Here is an 18,016-nt window from a genome sequence, read left to right on the forward strand (position 1 = left end):
AACCTCTCGACTGCGCTCGAAGAGACAAAAGAATGACGATTCTAAATTAGAAATCAGTCCGACTGCAAATTACAATTTCTTTAAAAACTAAAGAACCTCATTATTAATAAAGTTATTAAAAAATTGCTACGTATTTTTGCTGAAAATATTTATAGATGAATACATTTTCAATTGCCATACATGGTGGTGCAGGAACTTTAGTAAAAGGAATGATGACTCCGGAGTTAGAAGCGAAGTATAAAGCTGCTTTGCAATTAGCATTAGACGAAGGTTATAAAGTGCTAGAGAATAATGGAACCGCAACCGAAGCAGTGGAGAAAGCAGTAGTTGTTTTGGAGGATTCTCCATTATTCAACGCGGGAAAAGGAAGCGTTTTTACTGCAACCGAATCTCATGAAATGGATGCTTCTATTATGGATGGAAAAACATTGAATGCAGGAGCGGTTAGTTTAATTACCGGAATTAAAAACCCAGTTAGTTTGGCTCGGGATGTGATGGAAAAAAGCGAACATGTTTTTCTTGCAGGCGAAGGTGCTATGCAGTTTGCTAAAGAGTTAGGTTATACCTTAGAAGACGCATCGTATTTTTACGATGCATTAAGACATAATCAGTGGTTAGAAATAAAAGACACGGATAGTTTTCAGTTGGATCATGCCAAAAAGAAGGATTCTAAATTTGGAACCGTTGGCGCTGTTGCTTGTGATAAAGACGGTAATATTGCTGCTGCAACTTCTACAGGAGGAATGACCAATAAAAAATGGGGACGCGTAGGAGATAGTCCGATGATTGGTGCCGGAAACTATGCCAATAATAAAACTTGTGCTATTTCATGTACAGGAAGTGGCGAGTTTTTTATTCGTGGTGTGGTTGCTTATGATGTTGCTTGTTTGATCGAGCATAAAGAAATGTCTTTAGAAGCTGCAGCTAACGAAGTAATAAATAAACGTATACTAGAAATAGGAGGTGATGGCGGATTAATTGCTATTGATACCAAAGGAAATATCGCAATGCCTTTTAATACCGAGGGTATGTATCGCGCTAGTAAATCTTCCACTGGAATGGAAGAGGTTTCTATTTATAAATAAAAAAAAGGCTTCTCGATACAATTTTCTCGTGCCTCGAAAATCACTCGAAGTGACAAGTTGGTTGTATTGTCAGTTCGAGTGATGCGACGCTAGGAGTATTGTATCGAGAACTATTTGTGTTTGCTTCTCGATACAATTTGTTCATGCTTCACAAACCACTCGAAGTGACAAGTAGTATTTTAATTGGATTTCATTGTCAGTTCGAGTGATGCGACCAAAGGAGCATTGTATCGAGAACTATTTGTGTTTGCTTCTCGATACAATTTTATCGTGCCTCGAAAACCACTCGAAGTGACAAGTTGGTTGTATTGTCAGTTCGAGTGATTTCGATTTTTTATCGAAATTGTATCGAGAACCTATCTATTATCAAACTTCTTCTTTGAGAGATTAGGTAGTTTTTCGAATGTATTATTTATTAAAGCTTCCTTTTTCGCTCTAGACCATTTCTTAATCTGCTTTTCACAAGCAATAGCATGATTTGGATTTGAAAATGTAGTATGAAAAACTAGCGTAATTGGTCTTCTTTTAAAGGTGTAACAGTCTGGGTATTTACCTGTTTTATGCTCTATAATTCTAATATTTAATCTAGAACTAAATCCGGTGTAGTAACTTTTATCGGAACACTCTAATATGTAAACGTAATATGTTTTCATGTTTAAAGTTAGTAAAAAAATGTTTGCTTCTCGATACAATTTTCTCGTGCCTCAAAAACCACTCGAAGTGATAAGCAGTATTTTTTTGATTGAAGTTCATTGTCAGTTCGAGTGATGCGACGCTAGGAGTGTTGTATCGAGAACTATTTGTGTTTGCTTCTCGATACAATTTGTTCATGCTTCACAAATCACTCGAAGTGACAAAAGCTATATTTTTTGATTGATCTTTATTGTCAGTTCGAGTGATGCGACCAAAGGAGCATTGTATCGAGAACTATCGTGTTGACTTCTCGATACAATTTTATCGTGCCTCAAAAATCACTCGAAGTGACAAAAGCTATATTTTTTGATTGAAGTTAATTGTCAGTTCGAGTGATGCGACCAAAGGAGCATTGTATTGAGAACTATTTGTGTTTGCTTCTCGATACAATTTGCTCATGCTTCACAAATCACTCGAAGTGACAAGTAGTATTTGATTGGATTTCATGGTCAGTTCGAGTGATGCGACCAAAGGAGCATTGTATCGAGAACTATCGTGTTGACTTCTCGATACAATTTTCTCGTGCCTCAAAAACCACTCGAAGTGACAAGCAGTATTTTTTTGATTGAAGTTCATTGTCAGTTCGAGTGATGCGACCAAAGGAGTATTGTGTCTAGAACTATTTGTGTTTGCTTCTCGATACAATTTTCTCATGCCTCGAAAACCACTCGAAGTGACAAGTAGTATTTTAATTGGATTTCATTGTCAGTTCGAGTGATGCGACCAAAGGAGCATTGTATCGAGAACTATCGTGTTGACTTCTCGATACAATTTGTTCATGCTTCACAAATCACTCGAAGTGACAATTAAAAGATATAGCGGAAAGCCTGACGTTTTGCGATCCTGCGAGGTTTTTGTTAACCTTGTAGGTAGGAGCAAAAGGTAACGCCCAACCCATGTTAAAACTTCGGTTGGCTAACCAAAAAATAAATATATTAATAGGTATGAGATTCCTGTCTGCGCAGGAATTTAGGAGTTCAGATAAAAGGAGCTTCGATAGGTAATACTTCTACTTCCTTATTTTTAATATTAAAACGGTCTCCATTAGATAGAATATGCGTTCTTAAATTGGTTAGAGACATTGGTGTGCCTTCTTTTAAAACTTTGTGGTTGTTGTGTTTTAGTTTTCTTCCATCAAAAATAATTACCATTCCAGAACCTATAACTTCTAGGGAACCATTTTTAATGATAAGTCCGGTGTCTTCTGCTAAGCCAAGTCCGACAAGCTTTGGGAATTGTGCAACCGCTTCCGATATGCGTCCGAAACGACCTCTTTTAATAAAGTGCGTGTCTATAATTAATTCCGGGATTAAAGCTAATCCTTTATACATAGTAACTGCTCCTTTTATAAATGCTTCTGAAGCAGATCCTCCAGCAATCATTTCTTGAGACATCATCATAGCACCAGCACTGGTACCTGCAATAACAAAACCTTCTTCGTTTTTATAGCGGTCTACCAAAATAGTGTGAATGGTAGTACCTCCAATTTTATCGGAGATTTTAGATTGATCTCCACCAGAGAACATGACACAATCTGCACCTTTTATTAAATCTATAGCTGCTTGTTTTTCAGAGTCTTCTTTACTTCTAATGTCTAGAATAGTAACGTTTTTACAACCTAAGGTAGTAAATGCTTCCATGTAATTTTCACCAACTTCTACAGGAATACTAGATGCGGTAGGTATCACCACAATATTCGAGTCTATACCTCCAGCTTCTTCAACTACATGAAACAAAATACCTTCGCTTATAAACTCTAGCGTGTATTGTTCACTTTCTTCAATTCCTTTGTCTTCATTTCCTCCTATAGGAATTAACGTTCCGTTAAATCTATGCATCTATTTATCACTTAAAATTATAATGTGCAAAAATAGGCTAATTTTTTTACAGAAATTGTATATATTTATAATCTTTCACACTAACTAATTAAACCAAAATCTGCATGAAGATACGCGAAATAAATGCCATGAGAGGGCCAAACTACTGGTCTATAAGACGTCACAAACTAATAGTAATGGTTCTTGATCTGGAAGAAATGGAAGAATTACCATCGAATAAAATTGATGGATTTCCAGAAAGATTAAAAGCAATGTTTCCTACGATGTATTCGCATCGATGTTCAGAAGGTTGCGAAGGTGGTTTTTTTATGCGCGTGGATGAAGGTACTTGGATGGGACATATTATAGAGCATATTGCTTTAGAAATTCAAACATTGGCTGGAATGGATACTGGTTTTGGAAGAACCAGAGGCTATGGAGAACATGGCGTGTATAGCGTTGTTTTTTCTTATATGGAAGAATCTGTTGGTCGCTTTGCAGCAAAATCTGCAGTCCGAATTTGCGAAGCTTTAATTGCTGGCGAAGACTATGATTTAACCGATGATATTCAAGAAATGCGAGAACTTCGCGAATCGGATCGATTAGGTCCGAGTACAGGATCTATTATTGAAGAAGCCGAATCTAGAGGAATTCCTTGGATTCGTTTAAATAAATATTCGCTTTGCCAATTGGGTTATGGCGCAAATCAAAAACGTATTCAAGCAACAGTTACTAGTGAAACAAGCAGTATTGGTGTAGAATTAGCGTGTGATAAAGAAGATACCAAATACTTGTTAGAACAAGCAGAAGTAGAAGTGCCTCGTGGTGATATTATTAGACGCGAACGTAGTCTAGAGGAAGCATGTCGTTATGTTGGTTATCCTTTAGTGATTAAACCTGTAGATGGCAATCATGGAAGAGGAATTACCGTAGATATTAATAATTATGAAGATGCTTTAGCTGCTTTTCATCATGCAAAAGAAAGCTCTCGTAGCGGTGCTATTATTGTAGAGAAATTTATTACTGGTCAAGATTATAGACTTCTAGTAATTAATAATAGGTTAGTGGCTGGAGCCATTAGAACTCCTGCACATGTTATTGGTGACGGAAAATCTACAATACAAGAATTAATAGATAAAGTGAATAGCGATCCTCGTCGTGGTTTTGGACATGAAAATGTACTGACCAAAATTACTACCAACGAGTTAACGCAAACCATAATTAAAGATGCTGGTTATACTTTAGAGTCGGTTTTAGCAGCAGATGAAAGACTGATATTAAAAGATACTGCAAATCTGAGTACAGGAGGAACTGCAGAAGATATTACAGATATTATTCATCCTGCAAATATTGCTATGGCAGAACGTATTTCTAAAATTATAGATTTAGATATCTGCGGAATTGATATCATGACCACCGATATTTCTAAACCACTATCCGAAACTGGTGGTGCTGTTTTAGAAGTAAATGCTGGTCCAGGATTTAGAATGCACTTAGCACCAACTACTGGATTACCACGTAATGTCGCTGCTCCAGTAATTGATAAGTTATTTCCAGTAAAAGGCGAAACAGGACGTATTCCTATAGTAGCTATTTCTGGAACGAATGGAAAAACAACCACAACAAGACTTATTGCACATATTGCAAAAATGAATGGCCATCGTGTTGGTTACACCACAAGTGATGGTGTTTATATACAAAATAGATTACTAATGACGGGTGATTGTACAGGTCCGGCAAGTGCCGAATTTGTACTGAAAGATCCTACCGTAAACTTTGCAGTTTTAGAATGTGCAAGAGGTGGATTGCTTCGTGCTGGATTAGGTTTTAAAAAATGTGATGTCGCTGTGGTAACAAATGTTGCAGCAGATCATTTAGGCTTAAAAGGAATTCATACCGTAGAACAATTAGCAAAAGTGAAAGCGGTTGTTCCAGAAACGGTTTTACCAGATGGTTATGCTATTTTAAATGCAGACGATGATTTGGTGTATGATATGCGTCGTAATTTAGATTGTAACGTTGCCCTATTTTCTATGGATGAAAACAATCCGCATATAAAAGCATTACAACGTCTTAATGGTATCACTGCTGTGTACGAAAACGGTTGGGTTACTATTTGTAGAGGCGAATGGAAAATGCGTATTATGGAAGCGGTGAATATTCCGCTAACCTATGGAGGAAAAGCAAAATTCATGATTCAAAATGTACTTGGTGCGGTGCTTGCTGCACATGTGCAAGGGATTAGTATTGAAGATATGAAAGCCGCTTTAGAAACTTTTATTCCTTCGGCAACACAAACTCCTGGTCGTTTAAATTTATTCGAATTTAATAACTTTTCCATTCTTTTAGATTATGCACATAATCCAGCAGGAATGCGTGCCCTTCAAAATTTTGTGGAGGAATTAGATGCTACGGTGAAAGTGGGAATTATTGCAGGAATTGGTGATAGACGTGTGGAAGATAATAATGAAATGGGTAGTATTGCTGCCGAAATGTTTGATGAAATTATTATTAGGCAAGACAAACGCTTACGCGGAAAAACCGAAGAGGAGCTTATTAAAATGCTGAATGATGGTATTAAAATGAAAGATCCGAATAAGAAAACAACCATTATTCCATCGGAAAAAGAAGCCATTAAATTTGCAGTTAAAAACGCGGTGAAAGGTTCGTTGATTATTTTGTGTAGTGATGTGATTCCAGATGCTTTAGAACTAGTGAAAAAGTTTAAAGAACAAGAAGCGAATGGTGAATTGAATTACGCGGATTAATTAAAAATAAAGCTTTCGAAAATAATATATAATGTCAGTTTGAGCGCAGTCGGAAACCTTAATGTTTTATCTTTTAAAGTATTTGGACTGCGTTTAATATGACATTTTTTGATTATAAACCTTGTAGTCAGCTTCTCGTTGATTTTAAATAATATTTAGTTAACTATGAATTACTCCGATAATAAATACGCTACTTTATTTAATACCCAAAAAGCAAACCAATACCACATAGGAAACACGACCTATAAACAGCGTATTGCAAAACTGAATGCCTTAAAAAAAGCGGTGGAGTTTACGTATAAGGATAAAATCCGTCAAGCATTGTTTGATGATTTTAAAAAGCCTTTTACAGAAACGGATTTAACAGAAATTTATCCGGTTATTGGTGAAATTAAATTCGCTAAAAGTCACTTAAAATCCTGGCTGAAACGTCAAATTGTAGACACACCAATGTCTTTACTAGGGTCGTCTTCGTATTATATTAACGAACCAAAAGGCGTTTGTTTGCTTATTTCTCCTTGGAATTTTCCTTTAAACTTAACTTTCGGACCATTAGTTTCTGCAATTGCAGCAGGAAATACGGTGATTATTAAACCTAGTGAAATGACGCCACACATTTCTAAAGTGATGGCAGAGATTGTTGTCGATTTGTTTGATGAAAACGAAATTGCTTTAGTAGAAGGGGAAGTAGAAGTATCGCAAGAATTATTAAAACTTCCTTTTAATCACATCTTTTTTACTGGATCTCCACAAGTTGGAAAAATTGTAATGCAAGCCGCTTCTAAGCATTTAACTTCGGTGACTTTAGAGCTTGGTGGGAAATCACCGACCATTATTGACGAAACGGCGAACTTAAAAGCTGCAGCTAAAAAGATTGCTTGGGGAAAGTTTTTAAATAGCGGACAAACCTGTATTGCTCCAGATTATATTTTGGTAAAAGATGCGGTGAAAGATGCTTTTGTTACAGAATTAAGAGAACAGTTGAAAACCTTTTATACGGCCGATGCTTCGGCTTCCGATTCCCTTTCACGTGTAGTGAATGCAAAACATTATGAGCGTTTAGTAGCGCATTTAGAAGATGCGAAATCCAATAATGCCACGATTGAAATTGGAGGTAAAACAGCTTCCGAAGATAACTTTATAGAACCAACCGTAATTTCTAACGTACCAGAAAGTGCTTCGCTTTTACAAGACGAGATTTTTGGACCTATTCTTCCAATAAAAACATATAAGACACTTGAAGAAGCTATTACTTATATTAATGCTAAAGAAAAACCTTTGGCGCTTTATGTATATTCTAAGAGTAAAAGGAATATAAATACGGTTATAAAAAATACTAGAGCAGGAAGTACGGCAATTAACAATAACGTATTGCAATATACCAATCATAATCTGCCATTTGGAGGAAGTAATAATAGCGGGATTGGTAAATCACATGGTATTTTTGGTTTTCAGGAATTCTCGAACATGCGTTCTGTATTGAAGCAACATACCGTAGGATCTATTGAATTTTTGTTTCCGCCTTATACTAATTTTAAACAGAAATTGGTAGACTTAACTATCAAGTGGTTTTAATAAAAAAAGGGATTATTAAGATTACTTAATTTCTCCCTTTTTAGACTAATAGCGTCTTTATGTTTTATTGAATGACAATTTTTTTGGTGACTTCCCCTTTTTCAGTAGCAATTTTCAAAAGATAAATTCCGGATGGATAGGAGCTAATATCCATTGTTTCTGCTTTTGTTGTCAGAACTTTTTTCCCTAATATATTGAATAAGCTAATAGAAGAAATCGTTTGGTTTTTAGAACTAGCAATATTTAGAATAGCATCTGCTGGATTTGGATACACATGAATATTGTCTTCTAAAGCTGTGTTGTTAGTGCTCAAGGTTTCCGTGCTATGAATGGTAAAACTTTTATATCCATCATTATTTGCAAGTGCTAAAGTTCTAAATACACGAAGTTTATATGTTGTTCCGCTTGTTAAACCAGCAATATTACCTTGACTAGAAAAACAACCTAATTCATTGCCACTGCAAGCGTCATAGAGCGAAAAATTATTCCAACTTAAAGATCCATCAATAACGATATATCCATCAATTGGCATCGTGAAATCATACCAAATATCTGCATAATCCTCTGCGGTTGTTCCGGAGCAACCTACTTCGTTATTAATGGAGGCTCCAGCAATCCCGAAGTTTACGGTTGTTGGTGTATTAGTAACTGTAATGTTTTCTGCTGAGGTACAATCGTCGTTATTTATGATTTCAAACGCTTGAATAGTAAAGCTTCTATAGCCGTTTTCTGTTGTTCGCGGTAAAGTTCTAAACACTCTTAGTTTATAATTGGTTCCAGAGGTTAAATTCTCAATAAGTTCATTGGTTGCGCCACATTGTATCTCTGTTCCACCGCAAGCATCGTAAAGCGCAAAATTATTCCAGTTTATCGCTCCGTTTACAAATAAGTTTCCGTTTACAGGCATGGTGAAATCGTACCAAATATCTGTGTAATCGGAAGGTGTTGTTCCGCTACAACCAACTTCATTGTTTATGGATGCTCCTGCAATGTCAAAATTAATAGTTGCTTCGGTTGTGGAAACGTTTATGTTTTCGGAAGAAACACAATTGTCGTTAGTTGCATTTTCAAATGCTTGAATAGTGAAGCTTCTATAACCGTTTTCTGGTGTTCGTGCTAAAGTTCTAAATACTCTTAGTTTATAATTGGTTCCGGAGGTTAAATTTTCAATAAGTTCATTTGCTGCGCCACATTGTATTTCTGTTCCGCCGCAAGCATCGTATAGCGCAAAATTATTCCAATTAATCGCTCCGTTAATAAATAAGTTTCCGTTTACAGGCATGGTGAAATCGTACCAAATATCGGTGTAATCTTGGGTCGTAGTTCCGCTACAACCAATTTCATTGTTTATAGATGCTCCTGCAATATCAAAATTAATAGTTGCTATCGTTGTAGAAACGGTTATGTTTTCGGAAGAAATACAATCCTCATTTGTTGCTTCTTCATACGCGGTTATATTAAAGCTTAAATAGGTCTTGTTTACATTTGGAGTCGTTCTGAAAATTCGCAATTTATAATTAGTCCCAGCGGTAAGCCCTGTTATGAGTTCATTACTAGAACCACATTGAATTTCTGTTCCAGCACATGTATCATAAAGTGCTATGTTGTTCCAGTTGATACCAGCATCAATATATACATTGCCATTTACAGGCATGTTAAAATCATACCAAATGTCTACATAATCGAATGCTGTTGTGCCGTTGCATCCAATTTCATTATTAATAGATGCTCCTCCAATTTCGAAATTTACTGTGGTTGAAGCGGTAGAAATTGCAATGTTTGTAGACGAAGTGCAATCGTCATTTGTTGCTGTTGGAAAAGCTTTAATACTAAAATTTTGATAGGTGGTATTGGATGCTGTTGCAGCGGTTCTATAAATACGAAGAAAATAGGTGTTTCCTGATAATAGATTCGTAAAAAGTGTACTGGAGCTACCACAATCTATTTCTGCACCACCACAAGAGTCGTAGAGGGCAAAACCATTCCAGAATAAACTCCCATCGACATGAATATTCCCATCATAAGGCATGGAGAATTCGTACCAAACGTCTGCAAAATCTTCTGTGGAGGAACAAATGGTTTGGTTGTTTACTAAAGCAGTATTAATATCAAAAGTGAAATTAGTGGCTGTATTTGTAACCGTTATTAATGCTGCAGAAGAACAATCGTCATTTGCAGGTTGCGCAAATGTAAATTGCGTTAAAATTAGTATGAGAATAAAAAAGTATCTTTTTTTCATAATTTATATTTTTAAAGTGTTAAATATAAATCAATTAGCTATAAAATGTAAGCGCTTACTTTCTTATTGTATAGTTGGTTCTGTTTTCTGTATAGATGGTTTCTTTTCTTGAAAAATAAACAAAAGACTTACTAGTATTTTACGCCTTGTCTGTCTAATACCGTTTTTGTTCTAAAGGCATAGAATAATAAATAGGCAAAACATAAAACAGCAATCCAGTACGACGATTGAATATTAAAAACATCTGCTAATTTTCCTTGAAGTGGTGGAATAATTGCACCACCAAGAATCATCATAATTAAAAAAGCAGAACCTTGAGAGGTATATTTTCCTAGACCAGCAATACTTAGAGTAAAAATACATGGCCACATAATAGAGCAGAATAATCCTCCAGATAAGAATGCAAATAAAGCCACATTTCCAGAAGAAAATAAACCAATTAGCATAGCTAAAACACCGAAGAGACTAAATATTTTTAAAGTTTTTACAGGGTTGTCTTTCGCTAAAAAGAAACCAAAGATCTGTACTGCTACACAAATTCCGAAAAAGAGTATTTGATCTGATGAGTATTTACCAAAATTGACTAGTAAAATAACGCCAAACGCAAGGTATGGTACTATAATTAATAATGCTTTTTTAAGTCCTTTACTAGGATTGAAAACCGTTATTGCTCCAACCCAACGACCAACCATTAAACCTCCCCAATATAGCGAAATGTATGGTGCTAATTGTCCGTCATTTAATGTTGCTAAACCTAATGCGTTTAAGTTTGTTCCGTTTACAGCTTGTTTTAATAATTCGCCTAAATTACTACCAATAGTAACCTCTACACCAACATAGGTGAAGATGGCCAACATACCTAGAACAAGTTGTGGGTATCTCATAGCTCCCCAACCTTCGGCTTTTTTAGAAGAACTAGAATACGCAAAAATAAGACTTCCAATGACTGCTACTAAAGCAATTAATAATAAGATCAATCTTTTGTGTTCTAATGCTTCCGAAGATATTTCTCCGCTAGAATAGGTGCTAAAAATATACCCGAAACAAGCGATAATAATTACCGTTAAAACGAGTAGCGTGTTTTTTGCTTTATTAGCAGGCTCAAAAGCTGTTTCCGATTTTAAAGCTGGTAGTTTTTTTGAAAAATGAAATAATGCTGCAGCTACCAAAAATAATAAACCAACACCAATATATAGTGCTTGAATGGTGGTTAGTTTTATTTCATTGTTTTTAATCATGGTGGTTAGTTCTTCACCAGATAAAGGCGCAGAACCAAAAATGATAAATGCAACTACTATTGGTCCAATAGTGGTTCCAAAAGAGTTTATTCCTCCTGCTAAATTTAGTCGGTGTGATCCCGTTTCTGGATCACCAAGAGCAATGGTAAAAGGATTGGCTGCGGTTTGTTGTAGCGAAAACCCTAAGCCGACTATGAAAAGGGCGATTAAAACAAAGTAGAAAACTTGTGTTTGTCCTTGTTCTGCTCCCATAGTTGCTGGATACATAACAAATGCACCAATGGCAGAAAGTAGCAAACCGTAAACAATTCCGTTTTTATACCCCCAAGAATTTAGGATGTCTTTTTTTATAGAACTAGATAAAACAAATAATAATAAAGCACCTAGATAATATGCACCGTAAAATGCAAAATCGACTAATTGGGATTGAAATTGATCGATGTTAAAGTAGGTTTTACAAAAAGGAATAAACACGCCATTAGACGCCGCTATAAATCCCCAAAAAAAGAAAACAGTAACTAAAGTAGTTAGTGCTGATTTGTTATTTTGATTGTTCATTTAGGTGGTTTTATTATTTTACGAATTGTAATATAATAAATCTTAAGGTATAGTTAAATATAAATATGGAATGTTAAAATGAGCTTTAAAGAATTACATTTGATGAAAATTCATTAAATGAGATTTGTCATCACCCTTGTAATAGTTTCCTTAGTCTTATTTTTTGTAGAGTTTTATGCCTTTCAGGCTTTAAAAACAATTACAAATAACAAAATAATAAGATGGATTTGGATTCTTATTGCAGTAGCCATTTATACCCATTTATTTTATATTGTTTTTACAACACCTAGAAGTGCAGGACAAACCAACGGGTTTCAATTAGCGACAGGGTTTTTACTTACGTTTTTGATTCCTAAAATATTGATTTTAGCAGTGATGTTTGGAGAAGATATTTTTAGAGGTTTTCAAAAACTAATATCTGTTTTTTCAAGTGGTGAAACACAATCTATAGCAGGAAGACGTGCGTTTATTTCTAAAATAGCATTGGGATTGGCAGCAATACCTTTTGCCTCTTTTTTATATGGAATAATTCAAGGGCGTTACAACTATAAAGTACTTAAATACCAATTAACGTTTAATGATTTACCAGAAGCTTTTGATGGGTTGAAAATTACACAAATATCCGATATTCATTCTGGTAGTTTTACCAATAAGGAGAAAATTGAATATGGTGTAAAAATGATTAATGATCAGCAATCGGATATTATTTTATTTACAGGAGACATTGTAAATAATAAAGCAGATGAAATGAACGATTGGATTGACGTTTTTAAAACACTAGAAGCGCCAATGGGAAAATATTCGGTACTTGGAAATCATGATTATGGAGATTATGTAGAATGGGAAAAACCAGAAGATAAGATTCAGAACTTTCAAGATGTAAAAGATATTCACCCAAAAATAGGTTTTGATTTATTGCTGAATGAAAACAGGTACATTGAAAAAGACGGACAAAAAATAGCATTAGTAGGTGTAGAAAATTGGGGTAAAGGTTTTAACCAAGCTGGGGATTTAGAAAAAGCTTCGGAAGGAATTGATAAAGACGATTTTAAAATCTTGATGACACACGATCCTTCGCATTGGGAATATAAAGTGAAAAATCATGATTTCAATTATCACTTATCCTTAAGTGGGCATACGCACGGATTACAAATGGGAATAGAGATTCCTGGTTTTTTTAGATGGAGTCCTTCGCAATATGTGTATAAACAATGGGCTGGTTTATATAATGAATTTGGGCGTTTTATTAATGTAAATAGAGGTTTTGGCTATCATGCTTTTCCTGGGAGAGTTGGGATTTGGCCTGAAGTAACGGTAATAGAGCTTAAAAGAGGTTCTAGCAACACATAATTTCTAAGAAATGTTATTTTTAATATGAAAATGCTTATTTTTATAAATAACACGCAATTCCGTTATTAGGTATTTGGATTTTAAGTAGATACGTGTTGGATTAAAAAACTATAGTATATGTCAAAATTTGGAGAACTTATAGACGTAGAGATTCCTGTACTGTTAGACTTTTTTGCAGTAGATGAGAAATCTAGTAATATGCATGCCATACTAAGAGATGTTGCTGCTGCTCTTGGCGATAAAGCAAAAGTGATTAAAATTGATGTAGATAAAAATAAAGAATTAGCTGAAGCTTTGCGAGTTAAAAATGTGCCGACTTTAATTATCTATAAAAATGGAGAAATGAAATGGAGGCAAACCGGTGAGCAGGATTCGGATACGCTTATTGGATTGATTCAAGAGTATGTGTAACTACGTAATACTTTTAAAAGTATAGCCTTTATTACTAAAATGTTCTAACACCTTAGGTAGCGCATATTGCATATTTTTTGAAGCTTTTATGCTATCGTGAAAAACAATAATACTTCCAGAATTCGCCTTTGTAATTACATTGTTTAAACAGATTTTTCTGGAAACAAAGTCGTCCCAATCTATAGAAAGTACACTCCACATAATTATTCTATAACCAAGTTTTATGATTTCAGTGCCTTGTTTTGGAGTTATTTGTCCGTAAGGAGGACGAAATAAGTTCAGCTTGATTTGATTCTTATTTAGTACTAAGTTGTGCGTTTGTTTTACGTTTTCTAAATAATCTGCAACCGAAGTTTTCCAACCTTTAATATGATTTTGCGTGTGGTTTCCTATGGCGTGACCTTCCGTTATAATATTTTGAAAGATCTCTGGATGCTTTTCAATATTATTTCCAATACAGAAAAAAGTAGCATTTGCGTTGTATTGTTTTAATAACTCTAAAACCCAATTGGTGATTTCTGGCGTTGGGCCATCATCAAAAGTCAAGTAAATCTCTTTCGTATTAGAAGATACTTCCCAAGTATAATTTGGGAATATCTTCTGTACAACTAAAGGTGTTTTTACTGGTGTTAAATTCATGTTTTCCAGATTTTATTCTGGTGCAATAACCGTGTCTTTTTGAATTAAATCGATATCTTTTTCTTGCGTTCTAGGTGCTTCCTTAGAAATGCCAGCATTAAAATGATCGAATAACTGTAAGAAGTTAGTAAAGGTTTTAGCTTCGGTTTTTGCTAGTTCATCGTCATAATCTAAAACAACATCTACAAGTGCTTTGTAGCGTTCTATATCTGTAATTATTTGTTCGCCTAATTCACGCTGTTTTCTTTGGTCTAGCGTACTGTAATAGGTTAGGTTTTCTTGATATTTAATACTTACATCTTTAAAAAGTTTACGTGCTTTTTCTTTAGCGCCAACTTCATAATAACCACTTATGTATGGTTCTAGTAAGGTATAGTAGCCAAAATAGTCTACAGGCATTTTATCCATTGCTAAATCTGCAATTTCTTCAGCCTTTTTTGGTTGGTCTTCATTGATAAATTGCTCCATTAAACGCGCAAGATTTCCTCTGTAAGTAATCGAGTTTGTTCTGGTTTCTATATCGTGATAAATGTCTGGACTGTTACTATTTCCCCAATCCCATTTTTTAACAATGTTATACATTTTCTCGCTATCTACTCTTCCCATATCAAAAGGGTTTGCTCTATCTACAGGCGTTTTAATAGGAGTTAATTTATAACACATACCATCTAATTGAAGGTAATCTTTCATCCAGATATAATCGTCTTCAGCGAAAGCACCACCTGTAAAATAAATAGGTCTTTTCCAATCATTATTAGCAACAATATCTAACATAAGAAGGCGATTCTTGTATAATACACCATCTGTAATTTTAATCTGAATATGATCTTCAATTTTATCTGCATCTTTCGCATCTACAATCCCGTATTTTAAAGCATTTTCTTTATTAACAGGAATTACCACGTCTTCCACAGGGAAATAATTAGAATTCATATATTGATTAGGGTAATCATTAGGATTGTCACCTTGTTGTTCAATAATATATTTGAATTTTGTTTTAGGATTTTCACTTCCTACAAAATCTAAGAAATCTTTAATTAACATGGTGTCTTTAGAGATTGCTCTTTTCATAATATAATCTCGTGTTCCATGTTTGTATTGGTCATGGGTAAATTGAGAAGGGATTGGGTCGCTCTCATAAGCTTTACGCTTCATCTGGTCTATATACCAATCGGTTTGAAAAAGACTAGTGTTTACTACACGAACATCTGTTCTGTATCCTTCAATTTCTTGGGCATACCAAAGCGCAAAGGTGTCGTTATCTCCAATAGAAAATAGAATGGCATTTTCGTCACAGGAGTCTAGATACATTTTAGCCATTGCTTCTGCTGTGTATTTTCCAGATCTATCATGATCATCCCAATTGTTTGCGGCTAAAATCCCTGGAACTAATATTAGACAAACTAATGTGATTCCTGGAGCCAGCATTTTTGAAGATGTATGTTTCTTAAGGCTATCATAAATGGCGTAAACACCAAAGCCAATCCATAATGCAAATACATAAAACGAACCAACAACAGAGTAATCTCTTTCACGAGGTTCAAAAGGCCTTACGTTAGTGTATACTTGAATTGCTATTCCTGTAAATAGGAAAAAAACAAGCATTGTCCAGAATAATTTTTTGTCTTTATGGAATAAAAAGAACAAGCCAATTAGCCCAAGAATTAATGGTAAGAAATAATAGGTGTTTCTAGCTTTATTGTTTTTTACATCCCCAGGAAGATTTTTTTGTGATTGACCTAAGTGCCAAGAATCGATAAAGTTAATACCGCTAATCCAGTTTCCATGATTGTCGTATTTACCTTGAATATCATCTTGTTTTCCTGTGAAATTCCACATAAAATAACGCCAATACATGTAGCCTAATTGGTATTCAAACATGTAAACAATGTTACTCATTAAAGAAGGTTTTTCAATATCTATGTATTGTCCAAACTGCTTTAAAAAATTATTGTAATCTTCATAATCAATTAGTCCTTGAGATACATCCGATTTAAAATCACTAATCGTTTTTTTAAGTTCTGTTTCTTTAAAATATGCAGAAATTAATCCTCTATTCGAAGTAATAAAGTTTTCATAATCACTTTCCGATATCTCTCCGGATTGATAACGTCCAATAATTTCAGAAATATTAGAGCGTTGTTCGTGATCTAAAGAGACTTCTGGTTTTAGTTTAAAATCTAAAATACCAGTAAACATTAAATAGTTTTCGGCATTTTCAGCGCTCCACATTCTTGGAAGAATAGAAGCGTGTTTATGATTGTAGTTTTGCTTCGCGTTTTTATAATCGTTTACAATAACATATTCTCCTTTTACTAAGTCTTTTTCGTATTTAGGTTTGTCGTCTACATAAGGTTCAATGTCATCTAAACCAGAATATTGATCTGTAAATTGTGGTCCGTAAAACAAGTGTGTTTCAGGATATTGTTCTAAATTATAGTATGCTAATAATTCTCTAGCACTAGAAGGGTTGTTTTCATTAATAACCACATTAGCGTTAGCACGAATAGGAAGCATGGTCCATGAAGAAAAACCTATAATAATAAAGGTTAAGCAAAGTACTGCTGTATTTAAGTGTACGTAGTTTTTCTTTCTGGTGTATTGTAGTCCAAAATAAATAAGTCCAATTAAAAGTATACCAGCAATTATAGATCCTGAATTAAAAGGAAGGCCAATAGAGTTCACAAAGAACATTTCTAAAACACTAAAGAATCTTAGAATATTAGGAGCAAGAAGTTTAAATATAAAAAGAAGAATAGCAACGGTAGCCACATTTGCAATTATAAAATTCTTTACAGTGATTTCTTTATAATTTTTGAAATAATAAATCAATCCGATAGCAGGAATAGTAAGTAAACCCATAAAGTGGACTCCAAAAGAAAGACCAATAACAAAGGCTATTAAAATTAGCCAACGGTTCCCTCTAGGCGCATCCATTTCCTGTTCCCAGCGTAATCCAAGCCAGAATAGAACAGACATAATTAAAGTTGCCATGGCATACACTTCTGTTTCTACAGCATTAAACCAAAATGAATCTGTAAAAGTAAAAGCTAAACTACCAACTAAGGCAGAACCTAAAATAGCTATAGATTGATTTTGATTTAATTCTGAATCGTTAACAACTACCTTTTTAAGTAAAAGACTAATAGTCCAAAACATAAATAATATGGTAAAAGCACTAGAAACAGCACTCATCATATTCATTAATAACCCAATTTGTGAGGGTTCTAAAGCAAATATGGAGAAAAAAGCACCAAGCATTTGAAAAAGAGGAGCTCCAGGTGGATGTCCTACTTGTAATTTTGAAGCGGTTAAAATATATTCACCAGCATCCCAAAAACTTACTGTAGGCTCAACAGTTAAGCTATAAGTGATTAAAGCTATTAAAAAAGAAAACCAGCCTAAAATGGTGTTCCATTTTTTAAAATTAAATTGTGTCATGTATCTATCTTGTTAACATGGCGAATTTAATAATAAATATGTAATGCGCATAGATTTTAAGGTTTTCATAACTAAAATGATATAAATGTGAGCTTGTTGCCTGGATTCAAATATCTGATTTACTGTTGTTTTTAAAGAAAGATTAAAATTTTATTTTTTTTTCTTCAAAAAAGTTTGTGCAAATAAAACTTTGTGTTAGATT

The 18,016-nt window shown here is 34.4% G+C and carries 11 protein-coding genes; 5 read left to right on the forward strand and 6 right to left on the reverse strand.

Annotated features, from left to right (window positions below; all coding sequences use genetic code 11):
- Positions 1-155 precede the first annotated feature (155 nt).
- Complete coding sequence (locus FG167_RS07385; RefSeq protein WP_203460778.1) at positions 156-1,085, forward strand: isoaspartyl peptidase/L-asparaginase family protein; 930 nt, start codon at positions 156-158, stop codon at positions 1,083-1,085.
- Between the two features lie 356 nt (positions 1,086-1,441).
- Here FG167_RS07385 and FG167_RS07390 read toward each other — a convergent pair whose 3' ends face one another.
- Positions 1,442-1,738 carry a GIY-YIG nuclease family protein gene (locus FG167_RS07390; protein ID WP_203460779.1) on the reverse strand — a complete coding sequence of 99 codons (297 nt, stop codon included), beginning with the start codon at positions 1,736-1,738 and terminating at the stop codon, positions 1,442-1,444.
- Positions 1,739-2,755: 1,017 nt separating this feature from the next.
- Positions 2,756-3,616 (reverse strand): cyanophycinase, encoded by an 861-nt coding sequence (locus FG167_RS07395; RefSeq protein WP_203460780.1) that lies wholly within the window; start codon positions 3,614-3,616, stop codon positions 2,756-2,758.
- Between the two features lie 104 nt (positions 3,617-3,720).
- On the opposite strand from FG167_RS07395, the gene cphA reads away from it, so the two are divergent.
- Positions 3,721-6,363, forward strand: a complete 2,643-nt coding sequence (gene cphA / locus FG167_RS07400; protein ID WP_203460781.1) for a cyanophycin synthetase — start codon at positions 3,721-3,723, stop codon at positions 6,361-6,363.
- 165 nt (positions 6,364-6,528) lie between these two features.
- Positions 6,529-7,938 (forward strand): aldehyde dehydrogenase family protein, encoded by a 1,410-nt coding sequence (locus FG167_RS07405; RefSeq protein WP_203460782.1) that lies wholly within the window; start codon positions 6,529-6,531, stop codon positions 7,936-7,938.
- A 64-nt stretch (positions 7,939-8,002) separates the two neighbouring features.
- Here the strand turns inward: FG167_RS07405 and FG167_RS07410 are convergent, their stop codons facing one another.
- A complete protein-coding gene (locus FG167_RS07410; protein WP_203460783.1) occupies positions 8,003-10,177 on the reverse strand; it encodes a T9SS type A sorting domain-containing protein in 2,175 nt (724 codons plus the stop codon).
- Between the two features lie 131 nt (positions 10,178-10,308).
- Positions 10,309-11,973: an MFS transporter gene (locus FG167_RS07415; protein ID WP_203460784.1), complete on the reverse strand. Its 1,665-nt coding sequence runs from the start codon at positions 11,971-11,973 to the stop codon at positions 10,309-10,311.
- A 117-nt stretch (positions 11,974-12,090) separates the two neighbouring features.
- Between FG167_RS07415 and FG167_RS07420 the strand changes: the two genes are divergently transcribed.
- Together FG167_RS07420 and FG167_RS07425 are read left to right on the forward strand one after the other, a co-directional pair.
- A complete protein-coding gene (locus FG167_RS07420) occupies positions 12,091-13,323 on the forward strand; it encodes a metallophosphoesterase (protein WP_203460785.1) in 1,233 nt (410 codons plus the stop codon).
- 117 nt (positions 13,324-13,440) lie between these two features.
- Positions 13,441-13,734: a co-chaperone YbbN gene (locus FG167_RS07425; RefSeq protein WP_055443788.1), complete on the forward strand. Its 294-nt coding sequence runs from the start codon at positions 13,441-13,443 to the stop codon at positions 13,732-13,734.
- Here FG167_RS07425 and FG167_RS07430 read toward each other — a convergent pair whose 3' ends face one another.
- Both FG167_RS07430 and FG167_RS07435 read right to left on the reverse strand, forming a co-directional pair.
- Positions 13,735-14,373: a polysaccharide deacetylase family protein gene (locus FG167_RS07430; RefSeq protein ID WP_203460786.1), complete on the reverse strand. Its 639-nt coding sequence runs from the start codon at positions 14,371-14,373 to the stop codon at positions 13,735-13,737. It abuts the gene before it with no gap.
- A gap of 12 nt (positions 14,374-14,385) precedes the next feature.
- Positions 14,386-17,814, reverse strand: a complete 3,429-nt coding sequence (locus tag FG167_RS07435) for a DUF2723 domain-containing protein (protein ID WP_203460787.1) — start codon at positions 17,812-17,814, stop codon at positions 14,386-14,388.
- Positions 17,815-18,016: the final 202 nt, after the last annotated feature.

Source organism: Lacinutrix sp. WUR7 (assembly GCF_016864015.1).
Taxonomy (GTDB): Bacteria; Bacteroidota; Bacteroidia; order Flavobacteriales; family Flavobacteriaceae; genus Oceanihabitans.